Below are 23,369 nucleotides of genomic sequence, written 5' to 3'. Positions count from 1 at the left end.
ATTTGTTATAATTGACCGCAAAATAGCATGAAGCAAACGAATCTCTTATCCTTTAGTCATATTTTGAGCATAATGCTCATTTTTTTCTTAGTCTCCTTCAAACTAAGTGCCCAGCCCTCTCCTATACTTCCAGGTGCTGAACGCCCTGAATTGTATTTAGACCTTTTGAAAGGAAAATCAGTGGGAATTGTAGCCAATCAAACGAGTATCATGCCTCATGAAGGGAAAAAGCATGTGGTGGATTATTTGCTGGAACAAGGAGTGTCCGTAAAGAAAGTATTTGTGCCAGAACATGGATTTCGTGGCGATGTGGATGCAGGTGCCAAAGTGAACAGTTCTGTGGATTCCAAAACAGGCTTACCTATCGTATCATTGTATGGAAACAATAAAAAGCCCACCGCCCAGCAGATTTCCGACTTAGACCTCATTATTTTTGATTTACAGGATGTGGGAGTTCGGTTTTACACCTACATCAGCACCATGCATTATGTGATGGAAGCTGCCGCAGAAAACGGAAAACAGGTGATCATTTTTGATCGACCCAATCCTAATGGAGATTACATAGATGGACCTGTTCTCAAAAAAGGGTTTGAAAGCTTTGTAGGAATGCATCCTATCCCTGTGGTTCACGGTCTGACTGTTGGTGAATTAGCTCAAATGATCAATGGAGAAAAATGGCTTAAAGGTGGTTTGATATGCGATCTTGAAGTGATTCCAGTTGCAAACTGGAATCATCAAACACCTTACAAATTACCGGTAAAACCCTCACCCAATTTACCAAATGACCTCTCTATTCGACTCTATCCAAGTACCTGTTTTTTTGAAGGCTCGATTTTCTCATTGGGAAGGGGAACAGAATTTCCTTTTCAAGTGTATGGATATCCAGCTAAAAATATAGGAACATTTACTTTTACCCCTGTCAGCATTCCTGGTATGTCTACGAATCCTCCCTATAAAGATCAGGTCTGTTATGGAGTAGATCTTAGAAATGAATCTCTGTCTCATCAGTTTACCGTTAAGTACATAATCGATGCCTTAGCCAAATCCGGAAAAGGTGAATCGTTTTTTAAAGGATATTTCAACACCCTTGCTGGTACTGATGAATTGAAGAAACAATTACTTGCTGGCAAAAGTGAAGAAGAAATCAAAGAAAGCTGGCAAGTAGACTTAAATAGTTATAAAAAATTGAGATCCAACTATTTGATTTACAAAGATTAAACCTTTTGTAAATCGTGCTTAATACGATTTGGAAAACAAAGAATAAATTGAGTCCCACTCTAGAAATGAAAAAGAACCTAAGAATTATATACATGGGCACCCCGGAATTTGCAGTTCCGGCATTGGAAAAATTAATAGATAATGGCTGGAATGTAGTGGCTGTGATCACTGCTCCTGACAAACCAAAAGGAAGGGGTCAAAAGCTTATTCCTTCCCCAGTAAAGGAGTCTGCCTTGAAATATGACATCCCAGTGCTTCAACCTACCAACTTAAAAGACCCTGCTTTTCAAGAGGAATTAAAAAGCTATCAAGCAGACCTTCAAATTGTGGTTGCTTTTAGAATGCTTCCCGAATCTGTCTGGGATATGCCTCCTGTAGGCACATTTAATTTACATGCCTCCCTATTGCCTAATTATAGAGGTGCAGCACCTATTAACTGGGCGATCATCCATGGAGAAAAAGAAACAGGGGTTACTACTTTTTTCTTAAAGCATGAGATTGATACTGGAAGCATCATTTTCCAGGAAAAAGTCCCTATCCTTGAAGAGGATGACCTAGGTTCTGTTTATGAAAAGTTAATGAATAAAGGAGCTGAATTAGTCCTCAAAACAGTAGAAGCAATTTCAAAAGATGAGGTGACTCCTTTACCTCAAGATGAATCCCTTGCCATCCATCATGCTCCTAAAATTTTCAAGGAAACCGGAAAGATCAATTGGGAACAACCTGCGATTCAGATTCATAACTTGGTAAGAGGATTATCTCCCTACCCTGCGGCTTGGACAGAATTAGATGGTAAAAATTGCAAAATTTACAAAACACATGTGGAAGAAAGCAATTCCCAAAATCAATCACCTGGAACCCTTCTTTCAGATGGGAAAACCTATTTGAAATTTCAAACTGGGAATGGTGTACTGGAGGTTTTAGAATTGCAATTAGAAGGAAAAAAAAGAATGAAAATAGAAGATTTTTTAAGAGGGTATAAGCTACCCCAAAATTAAAAGCTTGTTTCTTTTTATATCCCTTTAATTTTTAGGAAATTGAATTAAATTACTATAAAGTAAAATTTTTAAATGCTATACTATGAAATATTTTATAAAATCTATTTTCTTCTGCATTCTACTTTTCTTGGTATCCACTACAAGTCAAGGACAATTCATCAATAAAATTAAAAAAGCCGCCAGCAGAGGGGCAGAAAAAGCGATTGAGAAAAAAGTCGAAGAGGAGGCCAACAAAATGGTCCAAAAACAGCTAGAGAAGCAATTTGAAGGCATTTTTGGCGAGGACGGCGAATCCAGTAGTCCAGTTTCCATCGACATGAATGAAATCATGAAAGGATTGGGGGAAGAAGTCTCAACCGCAGAACGATATGATTTCTTTGGACATGTGGTGATGGAGATGAAAGCCACCGATAAGAAAGGAAAAGAACAGGACCCTACCCTACTGAAGTCCTATTTGGCCAAGACATCTGACTACACTGGAATGGAAATAACTGACCCCAAAAATGAAAAGTCAGTGATGACCATGGTCTATGATATTCCTAATCAAGCTTCCATTTTGCTCATGGATAATGATGGATCAAAAAACAGTTTTGCTTATAAAATTGATATCAATGAAGTGGTAAATGAATCCATGGAGGACATGGAGGACCCCATGGAAGATTCGGAGTTGGTGATAGAAAAGACCGGCAACACCAAAGAAATCCTTGGATACCAGTGCGATGAATACCATGTAAAAAGTAGAGATGGAGAAGGTACTTATTGGGTTACTGAAGAACCAATTGGAGGCTATACTTCCTTTTGGGGTACCAACAGTCCATTTGCCTCAGGAAAAGACCAGAGTAAATATGCTGAATACTTCAATGATTTTCCACAGGGGAATTTTATGGAAATGACATTTATTTCTGAAGATGACGGCACGAAAGTGGAATTAAAAGTAATCGAGATAAATGACTCAGAATCAAAATCATTCCTCATGAGTGATTATCCAAATGTGATGACCCAAGCTTCCCAAAATTAAGTTTGGCCTTATTTTTTGTTTTTTCTCATGCCAAAGCCTAGTATCTTCAAGGAATTGATGAATTGATCTATGAGGATACTATTAATAGCTGCTGTTGCTAAAAATGGAGTAATCGGCAAAGAAAATGACTTAGTCTGGAGGATACCTACAGATTTCAAGCGATTTAAAGCGCTCACCTCAGATAATTATATTCTGATGGGTAGAAAAACCTTTGAATCTTTAGGAAAACCACTTCCAAATAGAACCCATTTGGTGATTACCAGAAATCCTCATTATACAGTTCCAGAAGGGCATCATGTGTTTAAAAGTGTGGAAGATGCCTTTACCTATTGTAACAAAATCGGGGTGAGTAAATTATATATCATAGGTGGTGGAGAAATCTATAAACAAACCATTTCATTAGCTGATGAATTGGTTATTACGGAGGTAGATGCAAGTCCTGAAGGAGACACTTATTTTCCAAGAATCGACCCTGAAATATGGAAAATAGTCAGTAAGGAAGACCACCCTGCAGATGAAAAGAATGAATATCCCTTTTCATTTATTGATTACGAAAGAATAAAACCGCTGATATGACAAAACCTGTCATTTGGATTACAGGAGCATCTGCAGGAATAGGAGCTGCCACTGCCAAAAAATTTTCAAAAGAAGGATATTCCGTCATTCTTTCTTCTAGAAAAGAAGAGGATTTAAAAAAAGTAAGGAGTGAATGTGAATACCCCGAAGACTGTGCCATTTTACCTTTGGACCTTGCAGATCCTGATAGCATGGTATCAAAAGTTGAAAAAGCGATTCAACTTTTCGGTTCTATAGATATTGTATTCCATAATGGAGGGATCAGTCAAAGATCCCTTGCCATGCAAACCAAGCTTGAAGTTGATCGTCAAATCATGGAAGTAAACTTTTTTGGGACCATCGCATTAACCAAAGCGATCTTACCTTATTTCATAAGTCAAAAATCAGGACATTTTGCGATCACAAGCTCCCTTGTAGGAATTATTGGGTCTCCGTATAGATCATCTTATGCTGCTTCTAAACATGCCCTACATGGGTATTTTGATTCTTTACGGGCAGAACACCACGATGATCATATCACGGTTACCATCATTTGTCCAGGATTCATCCAAACAAATGTCTCTGTCAACGCGATTACTGCAGATGGAAAACCGTTGAACCAAATGGATGATGCCCAAGCCAATGGAATGAGCGCTGAAGCATGTGCCTCAAAAATATTTAAGGGAATTAAAAAAAGAAAAGAAGAGCTATATATTGGAGGCAAAGAGGTCCTGGCCATTTACCTCAAAAGATTTGTTCCAGGAATATTTTCAAAAATACTTCTAAAAGCCAAAGTCAGATAAACCCAGCATACAACCTCGAATGAAGACTGTAAAAGCAGAAATTATAGCAATTGGAGATGAATTGCTATATGGTCAAATAGTAGATACAAATAGCCACTGGATTAGTCAGGAGTTAGATTTAATCGGTGTGAGAGTAGTTAGGCGAACTACTGTAGGTGATAATAGAGATGATATTATTGAAGCATTTTCTAAGGCCGAACAGCGGGCAGATATTGTACTGATCACAGGAGGACTTGGCCCTACTCAGGATGATCTTACGAAGCCTTTGATGGCTGAATATTTCAATTGCCCCATTGTAGCGTTTCCTGAAGCTGTAGCAGCAGTTACTAGCTTCTTCCAACGAAGAGGCAGAGAAATTACCCCTTTAAATATTTTACAGGGACATCTTCCTTCTTGCTGTACCTATGTGCCTAATGAAGTGGGTACAGCACCGGGAATGTGGTTTGAAGAAAACAATACCTACTGGATGTCAATGCCTGGGGTTCCACATGAGATGAAAAAGCTGATGACAGATTTCGTCATTCCTAAGCTCGCAGATCTCTACGAATTACCAGTAATTGTCCATCAGGTGATTAAAACCGTGGGAATAGGTGAAAGCTGGTTAGCGGACTTGATCAGGGATTGGGAAAATGCGTTGCCATCCCATATCAAATTAGCCTATTTGCCTTCTTTAGGTCATGTCAAACTAAGATTAACTGGATTCGGTGATGATCAAGTACTACTAAAGAATGAAATCCAACATCAAATTGACCTGGTTTATCCACAAATCAAAGACTATATCTATGGTTACAATGATGAAACCTTAGAATCAGCTATTGGTAAGCTTTTGAAGAAAAGCAATAAAACCCTAGCTTTGGCTGAGAGCTGTACTGGTGGATATATATCACATTTAGTGACAAGTATATCAGGAAGTAGCGCATATTTTCAAGGTGCGCTGGTCCCTTATCACAATCAGTTCAAGCATGAGATATTAGGAGTAAGTATTGCCACTCTTGAAGAATTTGGTGCTGTAAGTGAGGAAACAGTCATTGAGATGTCCAAAGGAATTAAGAAACTATTCCAATCTGACTTTGGTCTAGCTAGTAGTGGAATTGCCGGGCCAGATGGAGGAACTGAGGCAAAGCCTGTAGGAACCATATGGATTGCTTGTGCAGGAAATGGATTTGTAGAAACCAAAAAATTACAACTTACACAAGATAGGTTACTTAATATCCAATTGACCGCAGTAGCTGTATTGAATCTATTGAGAATTTGTTTTTCTAAGAAATAGCAAATAAAATTTTAATCAAAAGACTTGGGTTGATCGCCAATAAAATTTAATTTTAAAAGTCGAATATATACCCAATTTAATTATTTTGAAGATTATGGCAAGTGTAGAAATGCTAATGCCCAAAATGGGCGAAAGTATCATAGAGGGAACCATCCTGAGTTGGCTTAAAAAAGAAGGCGAAAAAATAGAACAAGATGAATCTGTTCTAGAGGTAGCCACTGATAAAGTAGATACCGAGGTCCCTTCTACGCATGCAGGAGTATTGAAAAAAATCTTGGTTAAAGAGGGAGATGTTGTAGCAGTAGGGGCTCCAATCGCTGTAATTGAGACTGAAGGAGAAGTGGAAAACGTTGCTAAAGAAAAAAAACCAGAAGAAGTTGCCTCCAAAGAAGAATTACTTGCTGTAGCACCTGAGAACACCGGGTCTTTAATTTCTACTGCAGCTGCCACTAATTCTCAGCAGGAAAATTCGGATGATCGATTCTACTCCCCTCTTGTTCAAAGCATTGCAAAAGAGGAAGGGATTTCCAAAGAGGAATTAGCTACAGTCCCTGGCACAGGAAAAGATGGTCGTGTCACTAAAAATGACATGCTCAACTACCTTGAGAATAGAAGTGATAATGGAAAAGCTTCAACTCATGAAGTCCCTTCTATTTCCCAACCAAAAGCCCAAGTAAGTATTTCTGCCTCCGATGAAATCATCGAAATGGACCGGATGAGGAAGATGATCGCTCAAAGAATGGTCGATTCCAAAAGAATTTCTGCCCATGTAACTTCATTTGTAGAAGCGGATATGACCAACATAGTCCTTTGGCGCGAAAAAAATAAAATGGCTTACAAAGCCAAATTTGGAGAGTCTATTACTTACACACCATTCTTTATTGAGGCTATATCCAAAGCGATTAGGGATTTTCCCATGATTAATATTTCCATTGATGGGGATAAAATAATCAAGAAGAAAGACATCAATATAGGGATGGCAGTAGCATTACCAAGTGGTAATTTAATTGTTCCGGTAATTAAAAAGGCAGACCAATTAAACTTGGTCGGAATCTCCAAACAGGTAAATGACTTGGCGAATAGAGCGCGTAACAACAAATTGAATGCGGATGACTTAAGTGGAGGAACCTATACGGTATCGAATGTGGGCTCTTTTGGAAATGTGATGGGGACTCCTATCATTATGCAACCTCAAGTAGCAATCATGGCAGTGGGAGCCATTGTCAAAAAACCTGCAGTAGTAGAAACCCCAACTGGTGATGTAATTGCAATACGACACAAAATGTTTTTATCCCACTCCTATGATCATCGTGTAGTTGATGGTTCTTTAGGAGGAATGTTTGTCAAACGAGTAGCTGATTATTTAGCAGACTTTGATCTTAACACATCATTATAAAACTTAGAAAACCAGGTAATGAACCTGGTTTTTTTATGCCTTAAGATTAGCCTTTTTATGATAGAATAGTTCCAATTTTTTTGCCAAAGCCATTAGACGAATCGGTTTGGTCAAATAATCATCCATTCCACTTTCTAAAGCTTTCTTTTGATCTTCATCAAAGACATTGGCTGATAACCCTATAATAAAAAGATTTTCCATATCGGGAGTCTCTCTGATCCTCTTTGTAGCTTCTAGACCATTCATTACAGGCATTTGAACATCCATCAGAACTAGATCAAACTCATGATTCATGACCATATCTAAGGCATCCAAACCATTTCTTGCAATTTCAAATGGGTAGCCCAACTGATCCAGCATCAATTTCATCAATTGAAGATTTAAGTCATTATCCTCCGCCAATAAGATTCTTAATGGATACTCTTCCCCCATTCCGAACCAGTTTTCCCTTTCATCAGTTGATGATTTTATTTCCTCTGTGAATTCAGCATTCACTTTAGTAAGTAAAACGGAGAATGAGAAAATGGAACCCTCACCTACTTTACTGGTAATGGTGAGTTCTCCTCCCATCAATTCAATGATTTTCTTAGCGATTGCCAATCCCAATCCTGTTCCTTGAAAACTCCTGGTACTAGAGCTTTCCACCTGAAAAAACGGATCGGTCAAAGAAGGAATCAATTCTTCCGGAATACCTATTCCACTGTCCTTCACTTCAGTTTTCAAATAATATAGGTCTCCCTCAATATGCTCAACATCCATTGAAACAGAAACTATTCCTCCCACAGGGGTAAACTTAACGGCATTTCCTACAAGATTGATAATCACTTGATTAATCCGAATATAATCTGAATCAAATTGATTATATGCATCTGAACTGATATGTTTATGCAGCTTTATTTTTTTCTTACTAGCCAGTCCGTAAAAAATTTGGATCTGTTTCTCTAGTTCTTCAGCAGGTTTGGCCGGAAAAGGATTGATATCAATTTTTCCAGCCTCAATTTTGGAATAATCCAGGATGTCCTTGATAATTCCTAAGAGGGAATTCCCCGAATTCTTGATAATTTCTAGGTATTCTTTTTGATCCTTGGTGAGTTGGGTCAACTCCAACAAATCAATGATTCCCAACAATCCATTCATAGGAGTCCTGATCTCGTGACTCATGTTAGCCAAAAATTCTGATTTGGCTCGGCTAGCTTCATCTGCTGCACTCATTGCTTCAATCAGGCCTTTCTCCCAAATTTTTTGGCTCGTGATATCTTTTGCCACAGACATCATTCTATTTTCATCTAAAGGGAAATACCTCAATTCAAAATATTTGGAACCACTAGGAAGCTCCAATTTCCTATTGACAGATTGAATGGTGCCAGTATTTCTCGCAGTATCAAAAGCCTGGAGTGTTTCCTCCTTTTGATCCTCTGGAATCAAATCAGCTAAATATTTCCCTAATGCTGTACCGTCCCAGCCTGGTATTTTTTCCTTGACGTGAAAGTCGATGACCTTCCCTTTATTGTCATAAATAAAAATGATGTCAGGAATATTTTCCAATACGGTTCTAAGGCGATTTTCACTTTGAACTAATTCCTGACTTGCTTCAAATTGGGAAGTTATATCAGTACAAATACCTAAGCCTCCATTAAACCTACCTTTCTCATCAAAAATCAACTTTTCAAATATTTTTAGACGAATCTTTTTCTGATCTGGTCTGATGTAATCATATTCAAAATCCAATACCGACTTCTTGGAATCCAAAGCATGGCTTACTATTTCTTGAAGTTCATTTACCTCCCGGATGGAACTATTCGGCAAAAATGCCTTGATGAAATCTTCTTTTGGACTTCCAAGAATTTTCTCTACCTCATCACTGACCCTCGTCATTTCCCCCCTATGATTATGGAAATAGACAAAGCCTTTCAGTTCTTTTAAAAGTAGGTTTTGCTGATCAAAAAGTTCCGAAATTTCTTTAGAGCTTTTTTCAAGTTGATGCTGAGATTTTAAGTTATTGTTTAAGGAAAGAATAAAAAATACGATAGTCCCTAATAACAATAGTATCAAAACAAAAAACAGCCATAAATAGGTATTATAGACACCTTCCGTAAGCTCTTCTGTTTCAATAAAAAATAACATGGAGGCATTTTCAAGGATGCCCCCAAAATCAAATGGATATTGGACTAACACTCCATTGAAAGGTTTGCCTTCCTGATCCCAGGTCACCTCATAGATCCCCTTTAAACCAATAGCGATATCATTTTTTATGGTCAGAAGATCTTTAGCTTGAAACTCAATAGGAGTGTTAAGAGCACTGGGACCTATATCAATCAATTGATCACCAATCAATAAAAATTTTCCTCCTTCTGCATTTAAATAATAATTTGTGACAAAGCGGCTGCTAAAATCCTCCAAGTTTAAGAGGAAAAGCATTTCTAAGCCCTCTGGATTACTCCTATATAGACTAGAATTTTCTTGAAACTTACTTCTTATGAATCCATCAAAAGGCTGAGAAATAAAATCATTCCTATCCGTCATAGTAAAAAATGAAGTGGACTCAGGAAAGTTTACCCAAACCGTATCCACTAACCCTGGATAATTATTCATTAATTTTCTAATTGCCATTGGAAGATCTAATTGAAAATCTTCCTCATCCAAATCTTCATCTTCCAGAAAAGAAAAAAGGCTACTTGCATCTTCTTCAAATCGAAAGATTTCTAATTCGAGTTCTCTCGCAGCTAACTCCGTTTGCTTGGTTAGGAATACTTTCCTAGATGCTAATTGAGCGTCCGAAATAGCAAAATAAAAACTAACGCCTAACGCAATGACTAATAGGACTAGAAAAATACCTAGAGCAGTTGTAAGTAAAAAACTAAGGTTATTTATCTTCCTAGTCCACATTTAGTAGGGGTTTATTTCTATCAAATACCAATCTGTGAAATTAAATGGAATTGCTATTGCCTCTTTTAGGTCATTTTCATTTTCAAACAAAAATGTATTTTCCTTTTTCAATAAAAATTCTTGCCCCATTTCCCTCACTTGTCTACTCTTACTATTAAATAGATTAAAATCAGAAATACGGAAATTGTCAGACTTAATCGTTTCTGTATACACATGATTTTTTAATGGCGGAAAACTTAATGCTTCAATAGCTGTTGATTTGCCTGAAACAATATCCCCTATTCCATTGACTATTAATAAGTTTCCATCTTCCTGTTCTAAAAAACGATGTAATATCTCCTCCACAGTAATATCAATACCCAAGACAGCAAATAAATCATCTCCATCATAAACCGGGTAAACTAGTGACATAATCCAGCCCTTTCCTGCCGGATCTACATATACTTCAGGGAGCCAAATAGGTTCTTTTTGGGGATTGTGCTCCAAGTCTCCCTCGTAATAGAAATTAAATGTAACTAAATCAATATCTGGATCCATTAAATTTTGCGCATCATACGGAGGGTAAACCCTTGAAACCTGCATAGGGGAATTAGAATATACCTGCGCAATAATTGGGTGCTTTTCATAAACAGCTTTAAAAGCAGAATCTAGAATATTCGTAAACAACACCTCTTCCATGGACTTCTCCGGATCAGGAGATTTGGTAGATAGAATCAACTTACTAAGTTCTTCCCCCTGAACAGGTAAATTATTAGAAAAAGAGCCTTCAAAAGTATACCTGGATCTATCTGCAGTTTTCAAAAGAGAATCCCTATTAGCCAAAACATACTGATAAAAATCTCCAAGACGAATGATCTCTTCATTCAAGGTGAGAAATTCTTTCTCCATGTTTTTCACCAAGTTGGCTAGCCTTTCGTCCACGGAAAATTTATCCGAACTCTTTGGCCCTTCACAGGAAAAAAATGACAGGCAGATGATCAAAAAGAATCTTAATCCAATTTTCATAGGTAAAACACTTGTTAGGGAAATTATAAATTTTCCAACTGTGCACGAAAGGTTTTACCCATTTCTTCAAATCTAACTCTAACTTTTTCAAAAAAATCGCCTTTCCAGAAGGCTTCTAACTCACTTTCCTCCAAGATATCCATTTCACTTACCTTGAAGGTTTGCTCCAAAGGTCCCAGTTCATACTTGATGATATATTTATTGTTCCAGGAGAAAACACTGATGCGTATTTCCTCCTGGACAAATTCATTTACAACCCTCATGATGGCCTTTTAACAATATAAGAGTAGGTAATTTTAGGGTTGAGTGAAGATGCAACCGAGCAGTATTTATCCACAGAAAGCGCAACCACTTTCCCAAATTCCAATTCATTGGCATCAGGAGAAACCAACGTAAAAGACAAATGGATATCCGTATAATAAGCAGGAACCCCATCATTCCTTAACCCTTCTACATCTACTGTAAATGATTCGATGGTTTTTCTTTTTTTCTTCATCATGAGTACCGCATCTACTGAAGCACATCCCCCTAATGCAGAAAGAATTAGATCCATAGGAGACTGAGCTTGTTTTTCAGGTGCATCGTACATATCAATCTGTACTACATTTCCTTGGGGATTGACCGCTTCGTACTCATAGTCCGCTTTCATGCGAACAGTTACATTTCTTTTTGACATGTTTTTATTATTAAACTTTTCTTGCTTTCCTTTTATCTTTTCCTGGAAGAATTGGTTTACATGTTTCTTCTATATTGTCCTCCTACTTCATACAAAGCATGGGTTATTTGACCTAATGAACAGTATTTGACCGCTTCCATCAGTTCTGCAAAAATATTCTCATTTTTCACAGCCACTCTTTTTAACGATTGAAGATGCTCTTCAACAAGTTTCGGATGAGATTGATTCAAATTTTTCAAGGTGGTAATCTGTGATTCTTTTTCCTCTTTTGTAGCTCGAATCACCTCCCCGGGAGTAACTGTTGGTGAACCTTCTGCTGATAAGAAGGTATTCACTCCAATAATTGGATATTCCCCTGTATGCTTCAACATTTCGTAATGAAGACTTTCCTCCTGGATCTTACCTCGCTGATACATCGTTTCCATGGCTCCCAATACCCCTCCACGCTCGGTAATTCTGTCAAATTCAAGGTAAATCGCCTCTTCTACCAAATCTGTTAATTCTTCAATGATAAAGGCTCCTTGCAAAGGGTTTTCATTTTTAGCCAAACCTAGTTCCTTATTGATAATCAACTGAATCGCCATAGCTCTTCTTACAGAGGCCTCAGTAGGAGTGGTAATGGCTTCATCATAGGCATTGGTATGCAATGAATTACAGTTATCATAGATGGCGTATAGGGCTTGGAGCGTTGTCCGGATATCATTAAAGTCAATTTCTTGGGCATGCAGAGACCTACCTGAAGTTTGTATATGATATTTGAGCATTTGAGAACGCTCATTGGCTCCATATTTCAATTTCATCGCCTTCGCCCACACTCTTCGAGCCACTCTTCCTATGACCGCATATTCAGGATCAATCCCATTGGAAAAGAAGAAAGATAAATTGGGAGCAAATTTATTAATATCCATCCCCCTACTCACATAATATTCCACATAGGTAAATCCATTAGAAAGTGTCAATGCTAATTGGGTGATCGGATTGGCCCCTGCTTCTGCGATATGGTAACCTGATATAGAAACTGAATAGAAATTTCGGATACTATTTTCAATAAAATACTGCTGTACATCACCCATCAACCTCAGGGAGAACTCTGTGGAGAATATACAGGTATTTTGCGCTTGATCTTCTTTCAGGATATCTGCCTGAACAGTACCTCGAACTCTGGCTACTGTATCAGCTTTGATTTTAGTATACACCTCTTGTGGAAGTACCTGATCACCAGTTACACCCAAGAGCATCAAACCAAGTCCATCGTTACCTTCTGGAATTTTTCCTTTATAGGAGGGTCTCTCTAAGCCTTTCTTTTGGTAGAGTTTCTCAATCTTTTGATTGACTTCTTTCTCAAGTCCATTTTCTTTGATATAAACCTCACACTGTTGATCGATCGCAGCATTCATGAAAAAAGCAGTCATGGTTGCTGCAGGACCATTAATGGTCATGGAAACCGAGGTCATGGGGTCTACCAAATTAAAACCCGAGTAGAGTTTCTTTGCATCATCCAGACAACACACATTTACTCCAGAATTACCAATTTTCCCATAAATATCTGGTCGATAATCGGGATCTTCTCCATACAAGGTTACCGAATCAAAAGCTGTTGAAAGCCTCTTGGCAGGCATATCCTTTGACACATAATGAAACCTTTTATTGGTTCTTTCGGGGCTTCCCTCTCCAGCAAACATTCTAGTCGGGTCTTCTCCTTCTCGTTTGAAAGGAAAAACTCCAGCAGTGTACGGGAATTTACCAGGCACATTTTCACGTAATCCCCACTTCAACAAATCTCCCCAGGCCTCATATTTTGGAAGTGAAATTTTAGGAATCTTTGATTCTGAAAGTGAAGTATAAAAAGTCTTCACCTTAATTTCTTTATCTCTGACTTTAAATACGTAAAAGTCCTCCCCATACCTTGCTGCTTCCTGAGGCCACTCTTCAATCCACTTTTTGTTTTTTGGATCTAAGTTTAATTCAACCTGCGCATATACTTCTTCAAGTTCCTTCAACAAACGATCCTGATCCGCTACCTGAAGGGATTGAATTGCCTCCATGGATTTTTTGATGCTAAAAAGTTGTTGGGCAATCTCCTTTTGCTCCTCTACCCAGGAATCATAGTTTCTATTTGTTTCTGATATCTCTGATAAGTAGCGGGTCCTTGCTGGTGGAATAATATAGATTTTTTCGGAGGTACCTGCAGATAATTCAAAATTGCTTTCCCAGCCTGAATGATCCTCATTAACCTTGGAAATCAACGCTTTGTACAATTGATTCATTCCCGGGTCATTAAATTGGGATGCAATGGTTCCAAAAACAGGAATCTCTTCATCCTGGATGTCCCAGAGGTTATGATTTCTTTTGAATTGTTTCTTGACATCACGGATAGCATCCAAGGCCCCTCTCTTGTCAAATTTGTTGAGTGCAATTACATCTGCAAAATCCAGCATGTCGATTTTCTCCAATTGGGAAGCAGCTCCATATTCCGGAGTCATCACGTACAGAGACAAATCAGAATGCTCAATAATTTCAGTATCTGATTGTCCAATTCCTGAAGTTTCCAGAATCACTAAATCAAATCCTGCTGCCTTTACCGTATCGACTGCATCCTGAACATATTTTGATAACGCCAGATTAGATTGTCTGGTGGCCAAGGAGCGCATATATACTCTTGGGTGATGAATGGCATTCATACGAATCCGATCACCCAGCAAGGCTCCGCCAGTTTTTCTTTTGGAAGGATCAACTGAAATTATAGCCAGTGTTTTGTCTTCAAAATCGATCAAAAACCTCCTGACCAACTCATCTACTAAAGAAGACTTCCCCGCTCCACCTGTTCCGGTAATTCCCAAAACAGGAGTTTTGGAATTTTGGCTTTCAGTTCTTACCTGTTTTAATAAAGACTGTGACTTTTCAGGGAAATTTTCAAAAGCAGAAATAGCCCTTCCTATGAAAGCTTTATTGGTTTTGTTTAATTCAAAACCCTCTTGAAAGGTATCCCCAATTGGAAAATCGGACTTTTCAACTAAATCATTAATCATCCCTTGGAGCCCCATAGCCCGTCCATCGTCCGGCGCATAAATTCTTGTAATTCCATAAGCATGCAATTCTTGGATCTCCTCTGGAAGGATCGTACCTCCACCTCCTCCAAAAATCTTAATATGACCGGCTCCTTTTTCATGAAGTAAATCATACATGTATTTAAAAAATTCCACATGCCCACCTTGATAAGAGGTAATAGCAATTGCTTGCACATCTTCCTGAATGGCACAATCCACAATCTCCTGAACCGACCTATTATGCCCTAAATGAATCACTTCACATCCAGTAGATTGAATGATTCTCCTCATAATATTGATCGCAGCGTCATGACCATCAAACAAAGATGCTGCAGTAACTATTCGAATATGATTTTTGGGTTTATAAATCTGAGTGGATCCAGTCATATAATCGGGTTTAATTCTTATTTTACTATAGAAAAAAGCGATTGCTCCAATCAAATAGCTTTTCTTTTTATGCCTGCGAATATACGTAAAAGCCTCAAGATGACCTTCAATTAAAGGATCATAAACAAAATATTATTTGGTTACCTATGATGAATAATCTATTGCAAACTGACCTATATCATCTTTTTTAAAAGCATTGAAATCTAACTTTGCCTGAACCTAAATCCTGACCTTATGTCTCTTTCCTATATAAGCCCTGAACAGGCTGTTAGCCTAATAGAAAGCCACCAGCGTGTTTTTGTTCATGGTAGTGCAGCTACCCCCACACGTTTGCTAAAAGCATTGGCAAAGCGAGGAAATGAATTAAGGAATGTAGAGATCGTTGCCATTACGACACTTGGGGAAATGCCATTGGTGCGGCCCGAATGCCAAAAGGCTTTTTACATGAATTCCCTTTTTGTATCCGAAAACATCAGAAAGGCGGTCAATTCTGATCACGGAGGATATGTTCCTATTTTTTTAAGCGAAATTGGACACCTTTTCAGAAATAAAATCCTAGGCATTGATGTAGCATTAATTCAAGTTTCGGAACCTGATGCTCATGGATTTTGTACTCTTGGTACTTCAGTAGATATCGCAAAACCCGCCGTAGAAACTGCCAGGATAATTATTGCCCAAGTCAATAAAAAAATGCCAAGAACTCATGGAGATGGGCATATTCATATCTCCAAATTCTCAGCAGCCATTCACGTAGACGATGATTTGCCAGAAATCAATTATGCAAAAAAAATCACGGAACGGGAGATTCAGATAGGGCAACATATTTCTTCTCTAATTGAAGATAGGTCTACCCTTCAAATGGGGATAGGCGCGATTCCTGATGCCGTACTGAATTCATTGCACCACCATAAGGATTTGGGGGTACATACCGAGATGTTTTCTAATGGAATTTTAGAATTAATGAAGTCGGGAGCTGTCACCAATTCATTTAAGAAAAAACATCCTGGAAAAGTGGTCTCCTCATTTGCTGCAGGAACCAGAGAGCTATATGATACCGTAAATGACAACCCTGAATTTTCTTTCCATGAAGCTGCTTATGTTAATGATACTGCTGTCATTCGAAAAAACCCAAAGGTCATTTCCATCAATAGTTGTGTTGAATTGGATTTAACAGGACAGGTTTGCGCAGATTCTATTGGAAGTTACCATTATTCAGGAGTCGGTGGTCAAATGGATTTTATGAGAGGAGCGGCACTTTCTGTAGGTGGAAAACCTATCATGGCTTTACCTTCAACCACCAAAAAAGGGGATTCCAAAATTGTCCCATTTTTGAAAGAAGGAGCAGGAGTCGTTACCACCCGTGCGCATATGCAATACGTAGTCACGGAATTTGGAATTGCCTACCTCTATGGCAAAAACTTGAGGCAAAGAGCCTATGAGTTAATGCGAATTGCACACCCTGACCATCAGGAATCGCTGGAAAAGGCAATCGTGGAAAGGTTTGGGAGCTACATATACCCTTTCCGGTAACAAGAGAAAAAATTTCATTTTTATTTATTAGTCTTATGGTTAGTTTAGCTTAGCGATAACCCAAACTAGTCATGTCTTCAAAAAACTATGCATTCTTTGTCTCCATTACTGCCGCTTTAGGTGGATTTTTATTTGGCTTTGACACGGCTGTAATTTCCGGTGCCGAGCGGGCTATTCAAGAAACCTGGGAATTAAGTGATTGGATGCATGGATTAGCAATTGCTTCCGCTCTCTACGGGACAGTTATAGGAGCCTTATTCGGAGGAATTCCAGCTGATAAATTTGGTAGACAAAAAAGCTTGCTTTGGATCGGCCTATTTTACCTGATTTCAGCAGTGGGTTCTGGTTTAGCATGGGATGTCACTTCCTTTACCTTTTTCCGATTTTTGGGAGGATTGGGAGTTGGTGCCTCGTCCGTGGTGGCCCCAATGTATATCTCAGAAATCGCACCTGCTAAGAACCGCGGGCTGTTGGTGGCCCTATACCAGTTTAATATTGTCTTTGGAATCGTCATGGCCTATGTCTCCAATTACCTAATTGGTACTGCAGAGCTAACACAAGACTGGCGATGGATGTTGGGTGCGGAAGCTATTCCTGCATTACTTTACTCCATTTTGATTTTCAGAATCCCAGAAAGCCCTAGATGGTTAATAGGTAAAAGAAATGATGAAGTTCAAGCCAGAGAAATTTTGACAAGAACAGATCCTGAAGGAGTGGATGAAGCGATCCGTCTTGCCATAGAGGAAGAACAGAAAATCAAACAAAAAGGAAGTTTTTCAGCCATCTTCAAAAAACGTTTTTTGCCTACCACACTCATGGCAATTATGATCGCCTTTTTCAACCAGGTGTCTGGTATCAATGCAATCATCTATTTCGCTCCCAGAATATTTGAAATGGCTGGAATTTCCACAGAATCCGCTTTAATTTCTACCATTGGAATTGGAGTAGTGAATCTAATTGCAACCTTCCTCGGACTATATTTGATAGATAGAATAGGTAGAAAAAAGCTGATGTACATTGGCTCTGTGGGCTATATAGTGTCACTTTCTTTAATGGCATACAACTTCCTAGGCCCCGGAATTCCCTCATTTTGGTTACCGATATTCGTATTTGCTTTCATCGCTTCGCATGCTATCGGGCAAGGATCCGTCATTTGGGTGTTTATTTCGGAAATGTTCCCCAATGATTTAAGAGCTTATGGCCAATCAACCGGATCATTTACCCATTGGATCTTGGCAGCCGTAATTGCCAATGTATTTCCGTTTTTTGCTAATCAATTTGGCCCCGGGTATATCTTCTCATTCTTTGCTGTCATGATGGTATGGCAATTATTGTGGGTAATATTTAAGATGCCTGAAACAAAAGGAAGATCATTAGAAGAAATTCATCAAAACATTCACTAAGCTATGATCAATAAAGTAGTAGTATTTGGAGAAATGCTGTGGGATTGCCTTCCCCAAGGAGCAGTTCCAGGTGGTGCCCCCATGAATGTGGCGCTTCACCTTCACCAATTAGGTCTTGAATCAAAGCTGATCTCTGCGGTAGGAAAAGATGCCGATGGAGAAAAACTACTCGATTTTCTAAATTCTTTTCAGTTTCAGACAGACTTGATCCAGCAAATTGAAGAATATGAAACGTCCAAAGTTCTGGTGGATGACAGTGATCTTGAAAACATAAAATACGATATCGTATCACCTGTTGCCTGGGACTTTATTAAGTGGAATAAAAATATGGACAAAGTGGTAGCAGAATCAGATGCTTTTGTCTTTGGCACACTGGGAGTAAGAAATCCCGAAAGTCTTACTACGCTCTTGAAGCTTCTTCACCATGAAACCCTGCGTTTTTTTGATGCGAATTTACGTTCGCCATATTATGATTTTGAAATCATTGAGACGCTATTGGGATTTGCCGACGTATTAAAAATCAATGAAGATGAGTTGGTGATTTTCGCAGACTTTTTCAATGTCAAACCTTCCATTAAAGCGGTCTGTCAACATTTAGACCAGCATTTCCCAATGGATTTAATTTGTGTGACTAAAGGATCAGCAGGTGCGTTAATTTATAAAAAGGGTGAAATCATAGAACATGCAGGCTACCAAGTAAAAGTTGCAGATAGTATTGGGGCAGGTGATGCATTTTTAAGTGGGTTTATCAAAGGCTACCTTGAGCATAAAACACTAGCTGAAACACTTGATTTTGCTTGTAAATTAGGGGCTTTCGTAGCCTCCAAAAAAGGAGGAACTCCCAATTACTCCATTTCAGATCTTGATGTGATGTGATGGATAATTTTCCAGGTACAAAAAAAGCTGACTCTCACGAGTCAGCTTTTCTATTTTTCGAGTTGCTAATTAAAAACCACTTTTGATCACCTCTGCAGTTTCTGCAAGTTCTTCAGGAGTGAGTTTTAATTTTGGCCTGCCGAAATTAATGTCATCCATAGTTCTTAAAGGAACCAAGTGAACGTGAACATGAGGCACCTCTAAACCAATTACCGCCACTCCTACTCTCGTACATTTAATGGTTTTATCTATGGCCTTGGCTACTTTTTGCGCAAAGACATGTAAACCCGCCAATACTTCAGGTTCCAAATCAAAAATGTAATCTACTTCCTGTTTTGGAACCACCAGGACATGTCCCTTAACCAAGGGCATAATATCCAAAAAAGCAATGTAATTCTCATCCTCAGCCACAATATGAGCGGGAATTTCTCTATTAATAATCTTGGTGAAAATTGAAGCCATAGTATTGAGCAAAAAAATCCCGGATCACCGGGATAAATATTTAATAAGTAATATCTAAAATTTCGAATTGGAGTATTCCTGCTGGTGCATTGATTTCTGCTACCTCTCCTTTTTTCTTCCCAACCAATCCTTTTCCGAACGGAGAACCCAAAGATATTTTTCCAGCTTTCAAGTCAGCCTCTTCTTCAGATACTAAGGTATATGAAACGGTCATTCCGTTTTTTACATTTTTAATTTTTACAGTACTAAGTATTCCCACTTTGGATGTATCCATTTGAGAATTATCAAATACACGTGCATTTCCTACCACTGCTTCCAGCTTGGCAATCTTCAATTCCAAATGACCTTGCGCATCTTTGGCAGCATCATACTCTGCATTTTCACTCAAATCACCTTTATCTCTTGCTTCAGCAATTTGCTTAGCAATATCGGTACGACCTCTAGTCTTAAGATCTTGAAGTTCATCCTTCAATTTCTTCAATCCTTCTTCTGTGTAGTATTGTACTTTTCCCATAATTTAACTCAATTAGAAAGGCACCAAAAACAAAGTAACGGTCGCGTTTTGGTGACCGTTACTTTGTCTGATGTCTTTATTTGATGCTCAAAGATAATAAACCAATTGCTACAAAACAATTACAAGCATTGGCCAAAAATATCTAATAAAGTGTTTAAACAGCTATTTAAACGCTTTTGTTATCTTCTTTACTAAGACTTTGTTTATTTTTTTATAAGACTCAAATGTCCAGCCAGCTACATGAGGACTAAAGAGCACATTTTCTCTAGAAGCAAGCTTTTCAAACTCTTCTTTTTGCTCCTCGGTGAACTTTTGGAACTTTTCATTTTCCAAAACGTCCAATACTGCTCCTAATAAGATGCCGCGGTCCAAAGCTTCATTTAAGGTCTTAAAACTGATCACTTCACCCCTTGCTGTATTGATCAGCCAAAAAGGACGTGCAAAACTTTCCAACTCTTGAATAGTTAGGAAATTTCTGGTCTCTGGAGTCAAAGGAACATGAATACTTAAGATATCCGCTTCAGCTTTCAACTTTTCCCAAATCACTTCTTTCACTTCATTAGCCCCGAAGTTCAATTTATATTTATCGTAGGCATAGATATCCACTCCAAAACCTTTAAGTCGTTTAGCAAAAGATTTCCCCATATTGCCGTACCCCATGATCCCAACGGTTTTTCCCATCAACTCATGACCACGATTCCCTTCACGATCCCAAATACCTTTTCTGACCTCAGCATCTGATTTTTTAATATTATTAAACAGAGCTAACAACATGGCCAAAGCATGTTCTGCGACAGCATCTCGATTCCCTTTGGCTGCATGAAACAGTTTGATTCCTCTGTTTACCAAGTAATCCAAATCAATTTGATCAAGCCCGGCTCCTGCTCTTCCAATAAACTTTAAATTGACAGCTTTCTCCAATAGTGGTTGATCCATTGGTGTTTTGGATCGAATAATCAGCCCGTCATAGACTGACACTTGAGCCATTATTTCTTCTCTGGTAATTTTTGGAGAATAAGTAACCTGATGACCTTTCTTTTCCAGCATAGAGATAATACTCTTATGCATTTTGTCAATTATCAATATTTTCATGGGTACTGTTAAATATGTAGTAGAGACATCGCCACTAAAAAATATACGGCAAGTCCAAGTAAGTCATTGGCTGTGGTAATAAAAGGCCCGGAAGCCAAGGCAGGATTTATCCCGACTTTATCCAAAAGAATTGGTGTAATCGTCCCCATAAATGACGCCAATAAAACCACAGAGAATAAGGCTATGGATACAACCAAAGCAAATGAAACTTCATTTTGGTAAAATAAAACGACCACTGCAAAGACAAATGTGGCCAAAATCAAACCATTGATAATCGCAACTGAAAGCACTTTAAGAAATCGCTTGGAAAAAGAATCATCAAAAGCTGATTTGCTAGCTAGGGATTGAACTACCAAAGAAGAGGATTGAATACCAACATTCCCTCCTGTCGCGGTGATCAAAGGAATGAAAAATGCCAAGGCTGTCACTTTATTCAAACCTTCTTCAAAAAAACCTATAAAACCTGCGCCAAATAGCCCTCCTACAATCCCAATTAGCAGCCATGGCAGTCTTGCTTTGGTCAAACGGATTACACTATCATATTCATCTACTGTATCAGAAATACCCGTCATCGCCTGGATATCCTCTTCTGCTTCTTCCCTGATAATATCCAAAATATCATCAAAGGTAATTCTTCCCACGAGCTTGTTTTTAACATTGACAACAGGAACAGCTTCCAAATCATACCTGCGCATGATTTCTGCGACTTCCTCCTGATCCATATATGTGGGTACAGAGATGACCTCATCCTCGTAAATATCCTCTATTTTAGTCTGTTCGGATGCTAGGACAATTCTCTTTAAAGAAACCCTTCCAAGTAGCTGCTGCTTATTATCCACTACATAAATGGAGAAGATTTTATCTACATTTTCCGCTTGTCGTCGGATTTCATTGATGGTCTGAACTACATTCCAGTTTTTATTAGCTCGAATGTATTCTTTGGCCATAATACCACCCGCAGTATCCTCTTCATAGCGTAAAAGCTCTAGAATCTGCTCGGATTTCTGTCGATCTGTAAAATATCCGATGACCTCTTCCCTTTCCCGAAGAGAAAGCAAATTCAATATATCTGCCCCATCATCGGAGTCCATGCATTCGATTAAGCTAGCTATCTCAGAGACTTCCATTTCCTTCAATACTCTGGTCAAGGTATCTTCGTCCAGCTCAATAAGAATATCTGCAGAAAACTGATTATCCAAAAGGCGAAGCACATAAATGGACTCCTCCATGGAAAGCTCCTCCAAAATGGCCGCCACATCCGCCACATTTGCTCCTTCCAAAGAATCTTGAATAAAGGCATTATTCTCCTCCTCTATCCCCTTTCTGAGGCTTTCTAAATATTCTTTCGAAAGTTCAAATTGCTTAATGATTTCCACGGGAGGCTTCTATTTGTTGTGCGATAAAAACAAAATCTGCTACGTCCAATTGCTCGGCACGCTTATCCATTAAAGGGTTGGTCTTTAAATCTTCCGGAAGTTGGAAGGATTTCAATGAATTCCTCAACGTTTTCCTCCTATTTCCAAAACCTCCTTTTACCACCTGAAAAAATAATTTTTCATTACAGTCCAGGCCCTTCACTTCATTCCTAACCAAACGGATCACTCCTGAGTTCACTCTTGGCGGAGGATCAAAAACTTCAGGAGGAACAGAAAAAAGATATTCTATATCATAATATGCCTGAAGAAGCACAGACAAAATTCCATAATCTTTATTCCCTTTTGGAGATGCGATCCTTTCTGCTACCTCTTTTTGGAGCATACAAACCACTTCTGTTACTTGATCTCTCACTTCCAGAACCTTAAAGAAAATCTGGGAAGAAATATTGTAAGGAAAGTTTCCTGCTATGGCATACTGATCTGGAATCACTTTTTTAAAATCGTACTTCAAATAATCCCCGAAGATAATTCTATCTCCAAGCTCAGGATATTTCTTATATAGGTATTCTATGGACTCTTTGTCAATATCAATAAGGTACAACTCCAGGTCTGATTTCAACAAATAATCAGTGAGCACACCCATTCCAGGTCCGATTTCCAAGACCTTGGTCACTCCTCCATGCCCTTTGACCGCCAAAGCTATTCGCTCTGCTATACTTAAATCGGTCAAAAAGTGCTGGCCAAGATGTTTTTTGGCTCTGACTTTTTCCATCGGTTAGCTCTGATTATTTTTTATAAATTGCAGCTTCAAAAATAAGATAATATTCCTAAAGGACTACAGTGAACTTTGGCATGCA

The 23,369-nt window shown here is 38.5% G+C and carries 20 protein-coding genes; 10 read left to right on the top strand and 10 right to left on the bottom strand.

Features of this window, described 5'->3' with window-relative positions:
* Window positions 1-72 precede the first annotated feature (72 nt).
* From BUR11_RS05575 to BUR11_RS05545, 7 genes are all read left to right on the top strand, one after another.
* The gene (locus BUR11_RS05575) at window positions 73-1,218 is read left to right on the top strand and encodes an exo-beta-N-acetylmuramidase NamZ family protein (protein ID WP_234982106.1); all 1,146 of its coding nucleotides are present in this window, start codon (window positions 73-75) and stop codon (window positions 1,216-1,218) included.
* A 65-nt stretch (window positions 1,219-1,283) separates the two neighbouring features.
* Window positions 1,284-2,216 (top strand): methionyl-tRNA formyltransferase, encoded by a 933-nt coding sequence (gene fmt / locus BUR11_RS05570; RefSeq protein WP_074223801.1) that lies wholly within the window; start codon window positions 1,284-1,286, stop codon window positions 2,214-2,216.
* A gap of 82 nt (window positions 2,217-2,298) precedes the next feature.
* Window positions 2,299-3,234 carry a DUF4412 domain-containing protein gene (locus tag BUR11_RS05565; RefSeq protein WP_074223800.1) on the top strand — a complete coding sequence of 312 codons (936 nt, stop codon included), beginning with the start codon at window positions 2,299-2,301 and terminating at the stop codon, window positions 3,232-3,234.
* A 69-nt stretch (window positions 3,235-3,303) separates the two neighbouring features.
* On the top strand, window positions 3,304-3,810 hold the full coding sequence (locus BUR11_RS05560) for a dihydrofolate reductase (protein WP_074223799.1): 507 nt from the start codon (window positions 3,304-3,306) through the stop codon (window positions 3,808-3,810).
* Window positions 3,807-4,592 (top strand): SDR family oxidoreductase, encoded by a 786-nt coding sequence (locus BUR11_RS05555; RefSeq protein WP_074223798.1) that lies wholly within the window; start codon window positions 3,807-3,809, stop codon window positions 4,590-4,592. Before BUR11_RS05560 ends, BUR11_RS05555 begins: the two co-directional genes overlap by 4 nt.
* Before the next feature lie 19 nt (window positions 4,593-4,611).
* Window positions 4,612-5,862, top strand: coding sequence for a competence/damage-inducible protein A (locus BUR11_RS05550; protein ID WP_074223797.1), 1,251 nt, complete (start codon window positions 4,612-4,614; stop codon window positions 5,860-5,862).
* A gap of 94 nt (window positions 5,863-5,956) precedes the next feature.
* Entirely contained in the window at window positions 5,957-7,258 is a 1,302-nt protein-coding gene (locus BUR11_RS05545; RefSeq protein ID WP_074223796.1) for a dihydrolipoamide acetyltransferase family protein, read from the top strand.
* Window positions 7,259-7,291: 33 nt separating this feature from the next.
* Here BUR11_RS05545 and BUR11_RS05540 read toward each other — a convergent pair whose 3' ends face one another.
* The 5 genes from BUR11_RS05540 to BUR11_RS05520 are packed head-to-tail and all read right to left on the bottom strand — an operon-like array spanning window position 7,292 to window position 15,259.
* The gene (locus BUR11_RS05540) at window positions 7,292-10,144 is read right to left on the bottom strand and encodes a PAS domain-containing hybrid sensor histidine kinase/response regulator (RefSeq protein ID WP_074223795.1); all 2,853 of its coding nucleotides are present in this window, start codon (window positions 10,142-10,144) and stop codon (window positions 7,292-7,294) included.
* Window positions 10,145-11,149 (bottom strand): PDC sensor domain-containing protein, encoded by a 1,005-nt coding sequence (locus BUR11_RS05535; RefSeq protein ID WP_074223794.1) that lies wholly within the window; start codon window positions 11,147-11,149, stop codon window positions 10,145-10,147. It abuts the gene before it with no gap.
* A gap of 23 nt (window positions 11,150-11,172) precedes the next feature.
* Window positions 11,173-11,412: a hypothetical protein gene (locus BUR11_RS05530; RefSeq protein WP_074223793.1), complete on the bottom strand. Its 240-nt coding sequence runs from the start codon at window positions 11,410-11,412 to the stop codon at window positions 11,173-11,175.
* Entirely contained in the window at window positions 11,409-11,825 is a 417-nt protein-coding gene (locus BUR11_RS05525) for an OsmC family protein (RefSeq protein ID WP_074223792.1), read from the bottom strand. Before BUR11_RS05525 ends, BUR11_RS05530 begins: the two co-directional genes overlap by 4 nt.
* 56 nt (window positions 11,826-11,881) lie before the next feature.
* Window positions 11,882-15,259, bottom strand: coding sequence for a methylmalonyl-CoA mutase family protein (locus BUR11_RS05520; RefSeq protein WP_074223791.1), 3,378 nt, complete (start codon window positions 15,257-15,259; stop codon window positions 11,882-11,884).
* A 234-nt stretch (window positions 15,260-15,493) separates the two neighbouring features.
* Between BUR11_RS05520 and BUR11_RS05515 the strand changes: the two genes are divergently transcribed.
* The 3 genes from BUR11_RS05515 (at window position 15,494) to BUR11_RS05505 (ending at window position 19,068) form a co-directional block, all read left to right on the top strand.
* Entirely contained in the window at window positions 15,494-16,789 is a 1,296-nt protein-coding gene (locus BUR11_RS05515; protein WP_074223790.1) for an acetyl-CoA hydrolase/transferase family protein, read from the top strand.
* A 71-nt stretch (window positions 16,790-16,860) separates the two neighbouring features.
* Complete coding sequence (locus BUR11_RS05510) at window positions 16,861-18,192, top strand: sugar porter family MFS transporter (RefSeq protein ID WP_074223789.1); 1,332 nt, start codon at window positions 16,861-16,863, stop codon at window positions 18,190-18,192.
* Between the two features lie 3 nt (window positions 18,193-18,195).
* Window positions 18,196-19,068 (top strand): carbohydrate kinase family protein, encoded by an 873-nt coding sequence (locus BUR11_RS05505; protein ID WP_074223788.1) that lies wholly within the window; start codon window positions 18,196-18,198, stop codon window positions 19,066-19,068.
* Window positions 19,069-19,137: 69 nt separating this feature from the next.
* On the opposite strand, the gene BUR11_RS05500 is transcribed toward BUR11_RS05505, so the two are convergent.
* The 5 genes from BUR11_RS05500 to rsmA form a co-directional block, all read right to left on the bottom strand.
* Window positions 19,138-19,530, bottom strand: coding sequence for an HIT family protein (locus BUR11_RS05500; RefSeq protein WP_074223787.1), 393 nt, complete (start codon window positions 19,528-19,530; stop codon window positions 19,138-19,140).
* 40 nt (window positions 19,531-19,570) lie between these two features.
* Window positions 19,571-20,044, bottom strand: a complete 474-nt coding sequence (gene greA, locus BUR11_RS05495; RefSeq protein WP_074223786.1) for a transcription elongation factor GreA — start codon at window positions 20,042-20,044, stop codon at window positions 19,571-19,573.
* 162 nt (window positions 20,045-20,206) lie between these two features.
* Window positions 20,207-21,136 (bottom strand): 2-hydroxyacid dehydrogenase, encoded by a 930-nt coding sequence (locus BUR11_RS05490; protein WP_074223785.1) that lies wholly within the window; start codon window positions 21,134-21,136, stop codon window positions 20,207-20,209.
* Window positions 21,137-21,144: 8 nt separating this feature from the next.
* Complete coding sequence (gene mgtE / locus BUR11_RS05485) at window positions 21,145-22,512, bottom strand: magnesium transporter (protein WP_074223784.1); 1,368 nt, start codon at window positions 22,510-22,512, stop codon at window positions 21,145-21,147.
* On the bottom strand, window positions 22,499-23,284 hold the full coding sequence (rsmA, locus tag BUR11_RS05480; protein WP_074223783.1) for a 16S rRNA (adenine(1518)-N(6)/adenine(1519)-N(6))-dimethyltransferase RsmA: 786 nt from the start codon (window positions 23,282-23,284) through the stop codon (window positions 22,499-22,501). The genes mgtE and rsmA overlap by 14 nt, the downstream gene beginning before the upstream one ends.
* Window positions 23,285-23,369 lie beyond the last annotated feature (85 nt).

The organism is Algoriphagus halophilus (genome assembly GCF_900129785.1).
In the GTDB taxonomy this organism is placed as follows: Bacteria; Bacteroidota; Bacteroidia; order Cytophagales; family Cyclobacteriaceae; genus Algoriphagus; species Algoriphagus halophilus.
This window is presented reverse-complemented; position numbering and strand designations above follow the sequence as displayed.

Coding starts and splice junctions, on each gene's coding strand:
- BUR11_RS05575 (WP_234982106.1), top strand. CDS start 73: ATGCTCATTTTTTTCTTAGTCTCCTTCAAACTAAGTGCCCAGCCCTCT.
- fmt (WP_074223801.1), top strand. CDS start 1,284: ATGAAAAAGAACCTAAGAATTATATACATGGGCACCCCGGAATTTGCA.
- BUR11_RS05565 (WP_074223800.1), top strand. CDS start 2,299: ATGAAATATTTTATAAAATCTATTTTCTTCTGCATTCTACTTTTCTTG.
- BUR11_RS05560 (WP_074223799.1), top strand. CDS start 3,304: ATGAGGATACTATTAATAGCTGCTGTTGCTAAAAATGGAGTAATCGGC.
- BUR11_RS05555 (WP_074223798.1), top strand. CDS start 3,807: ATGACAAAACCTGTCATTTGGATTACAGGAGCATCTGCAGGAATAGGA.
- BUR11_RS05550 (WP_074223797.1), top strand. CDS start 4,612: ATGAAGACTGTAAAAGCAGAAATTATAGCAATTGGAGATGAATTGCTA.
- BUR11_RS05545 (WP_074223796.1), top strand. CDS start 5,957: ATGGCAAGTGTAGAAATGCTAATGCCCAAAATGGGCGAAAGTATCATA.
- BUR11_RS05540 (WP_074223795.1), bottom strand. CDS start 10,144: ATGTGGACTAGGAAGATAAATAACCTTAGTTTTTTACTTACAACTGCT.
- BUR11_RS05535 (WP_074223794.1), bottom strand. CDS start 11,149: ATGAAAATTGGATTAAGATTCTTTTTGATCATCTGCCTGTCATTTTTT.
- BUR11_RS05530 (WP_074223793.1), bottom strand. CDS start 11,412: ATGAGGGTTGTAAATGAATTTGTCCAGGAGGAAATACGCATCAGTGTT.
- BUR11_RS05525 (WP_074223792.1), bottom strand. CDS start 11,825: ATGTCAAAAAGAAATGTAACTGTTCGCATGAAAGCGGACTATGAGTAC.
- BUR11_RS05520 (WP_074223791.1), bottom strand. CDS start 15,259: ATGACTGGATCCACTCAGATTTATAAACCCAAAAATCATATTCGAATA.
- BUR11_RS05515 (WP_074223790.1), top strand. CDS start 15,494: ATGTCTCTTTCCTATATAAGCCCTGAACAGGCTGTTAGCCTAATAGAA.
- BUR11_RS05510 (WP_074223789.1), top strand. CDS start 16,861: ATGTCTTCAAAAAACTATGCATTCTTTGTCTCCATTACTGCCGCTTTA.
- BUR11_RS05505 (WP_074223788.1), top strand. CDS start 18,196: ATGATCAATAAAGTAGTAGTATTTGGAGAAATGCTGTGGGATTGCCTT.
- BUR11_RS05500 (WP_074223787.1), bottom strand. CDS start 19,530: ATGGCTTCAATTTTCACCAAGATTATTAATAGAGAAATTCCCGCTCAT.
- greA (WP_074223786.1), bottom strand. CDS start 20,044: ATGGGAAAAGTACAATACTACACAGAAGAAGGATTGAAGAAATTGAAG.
- BUR11_RS05490 (WP_074223785.1), bottom strand. CDS start 21,136: ATGAAAATATTGATAATTGACAAAATGCATAAGAGTATTATCTCTATG.
- rsmA (WP_074223783.1), bottom strand. CDS start 23,284: ATGGAAAAAGTCAGAGCCAAAAAACATCTTGGCCAGCACTTTTTGACC.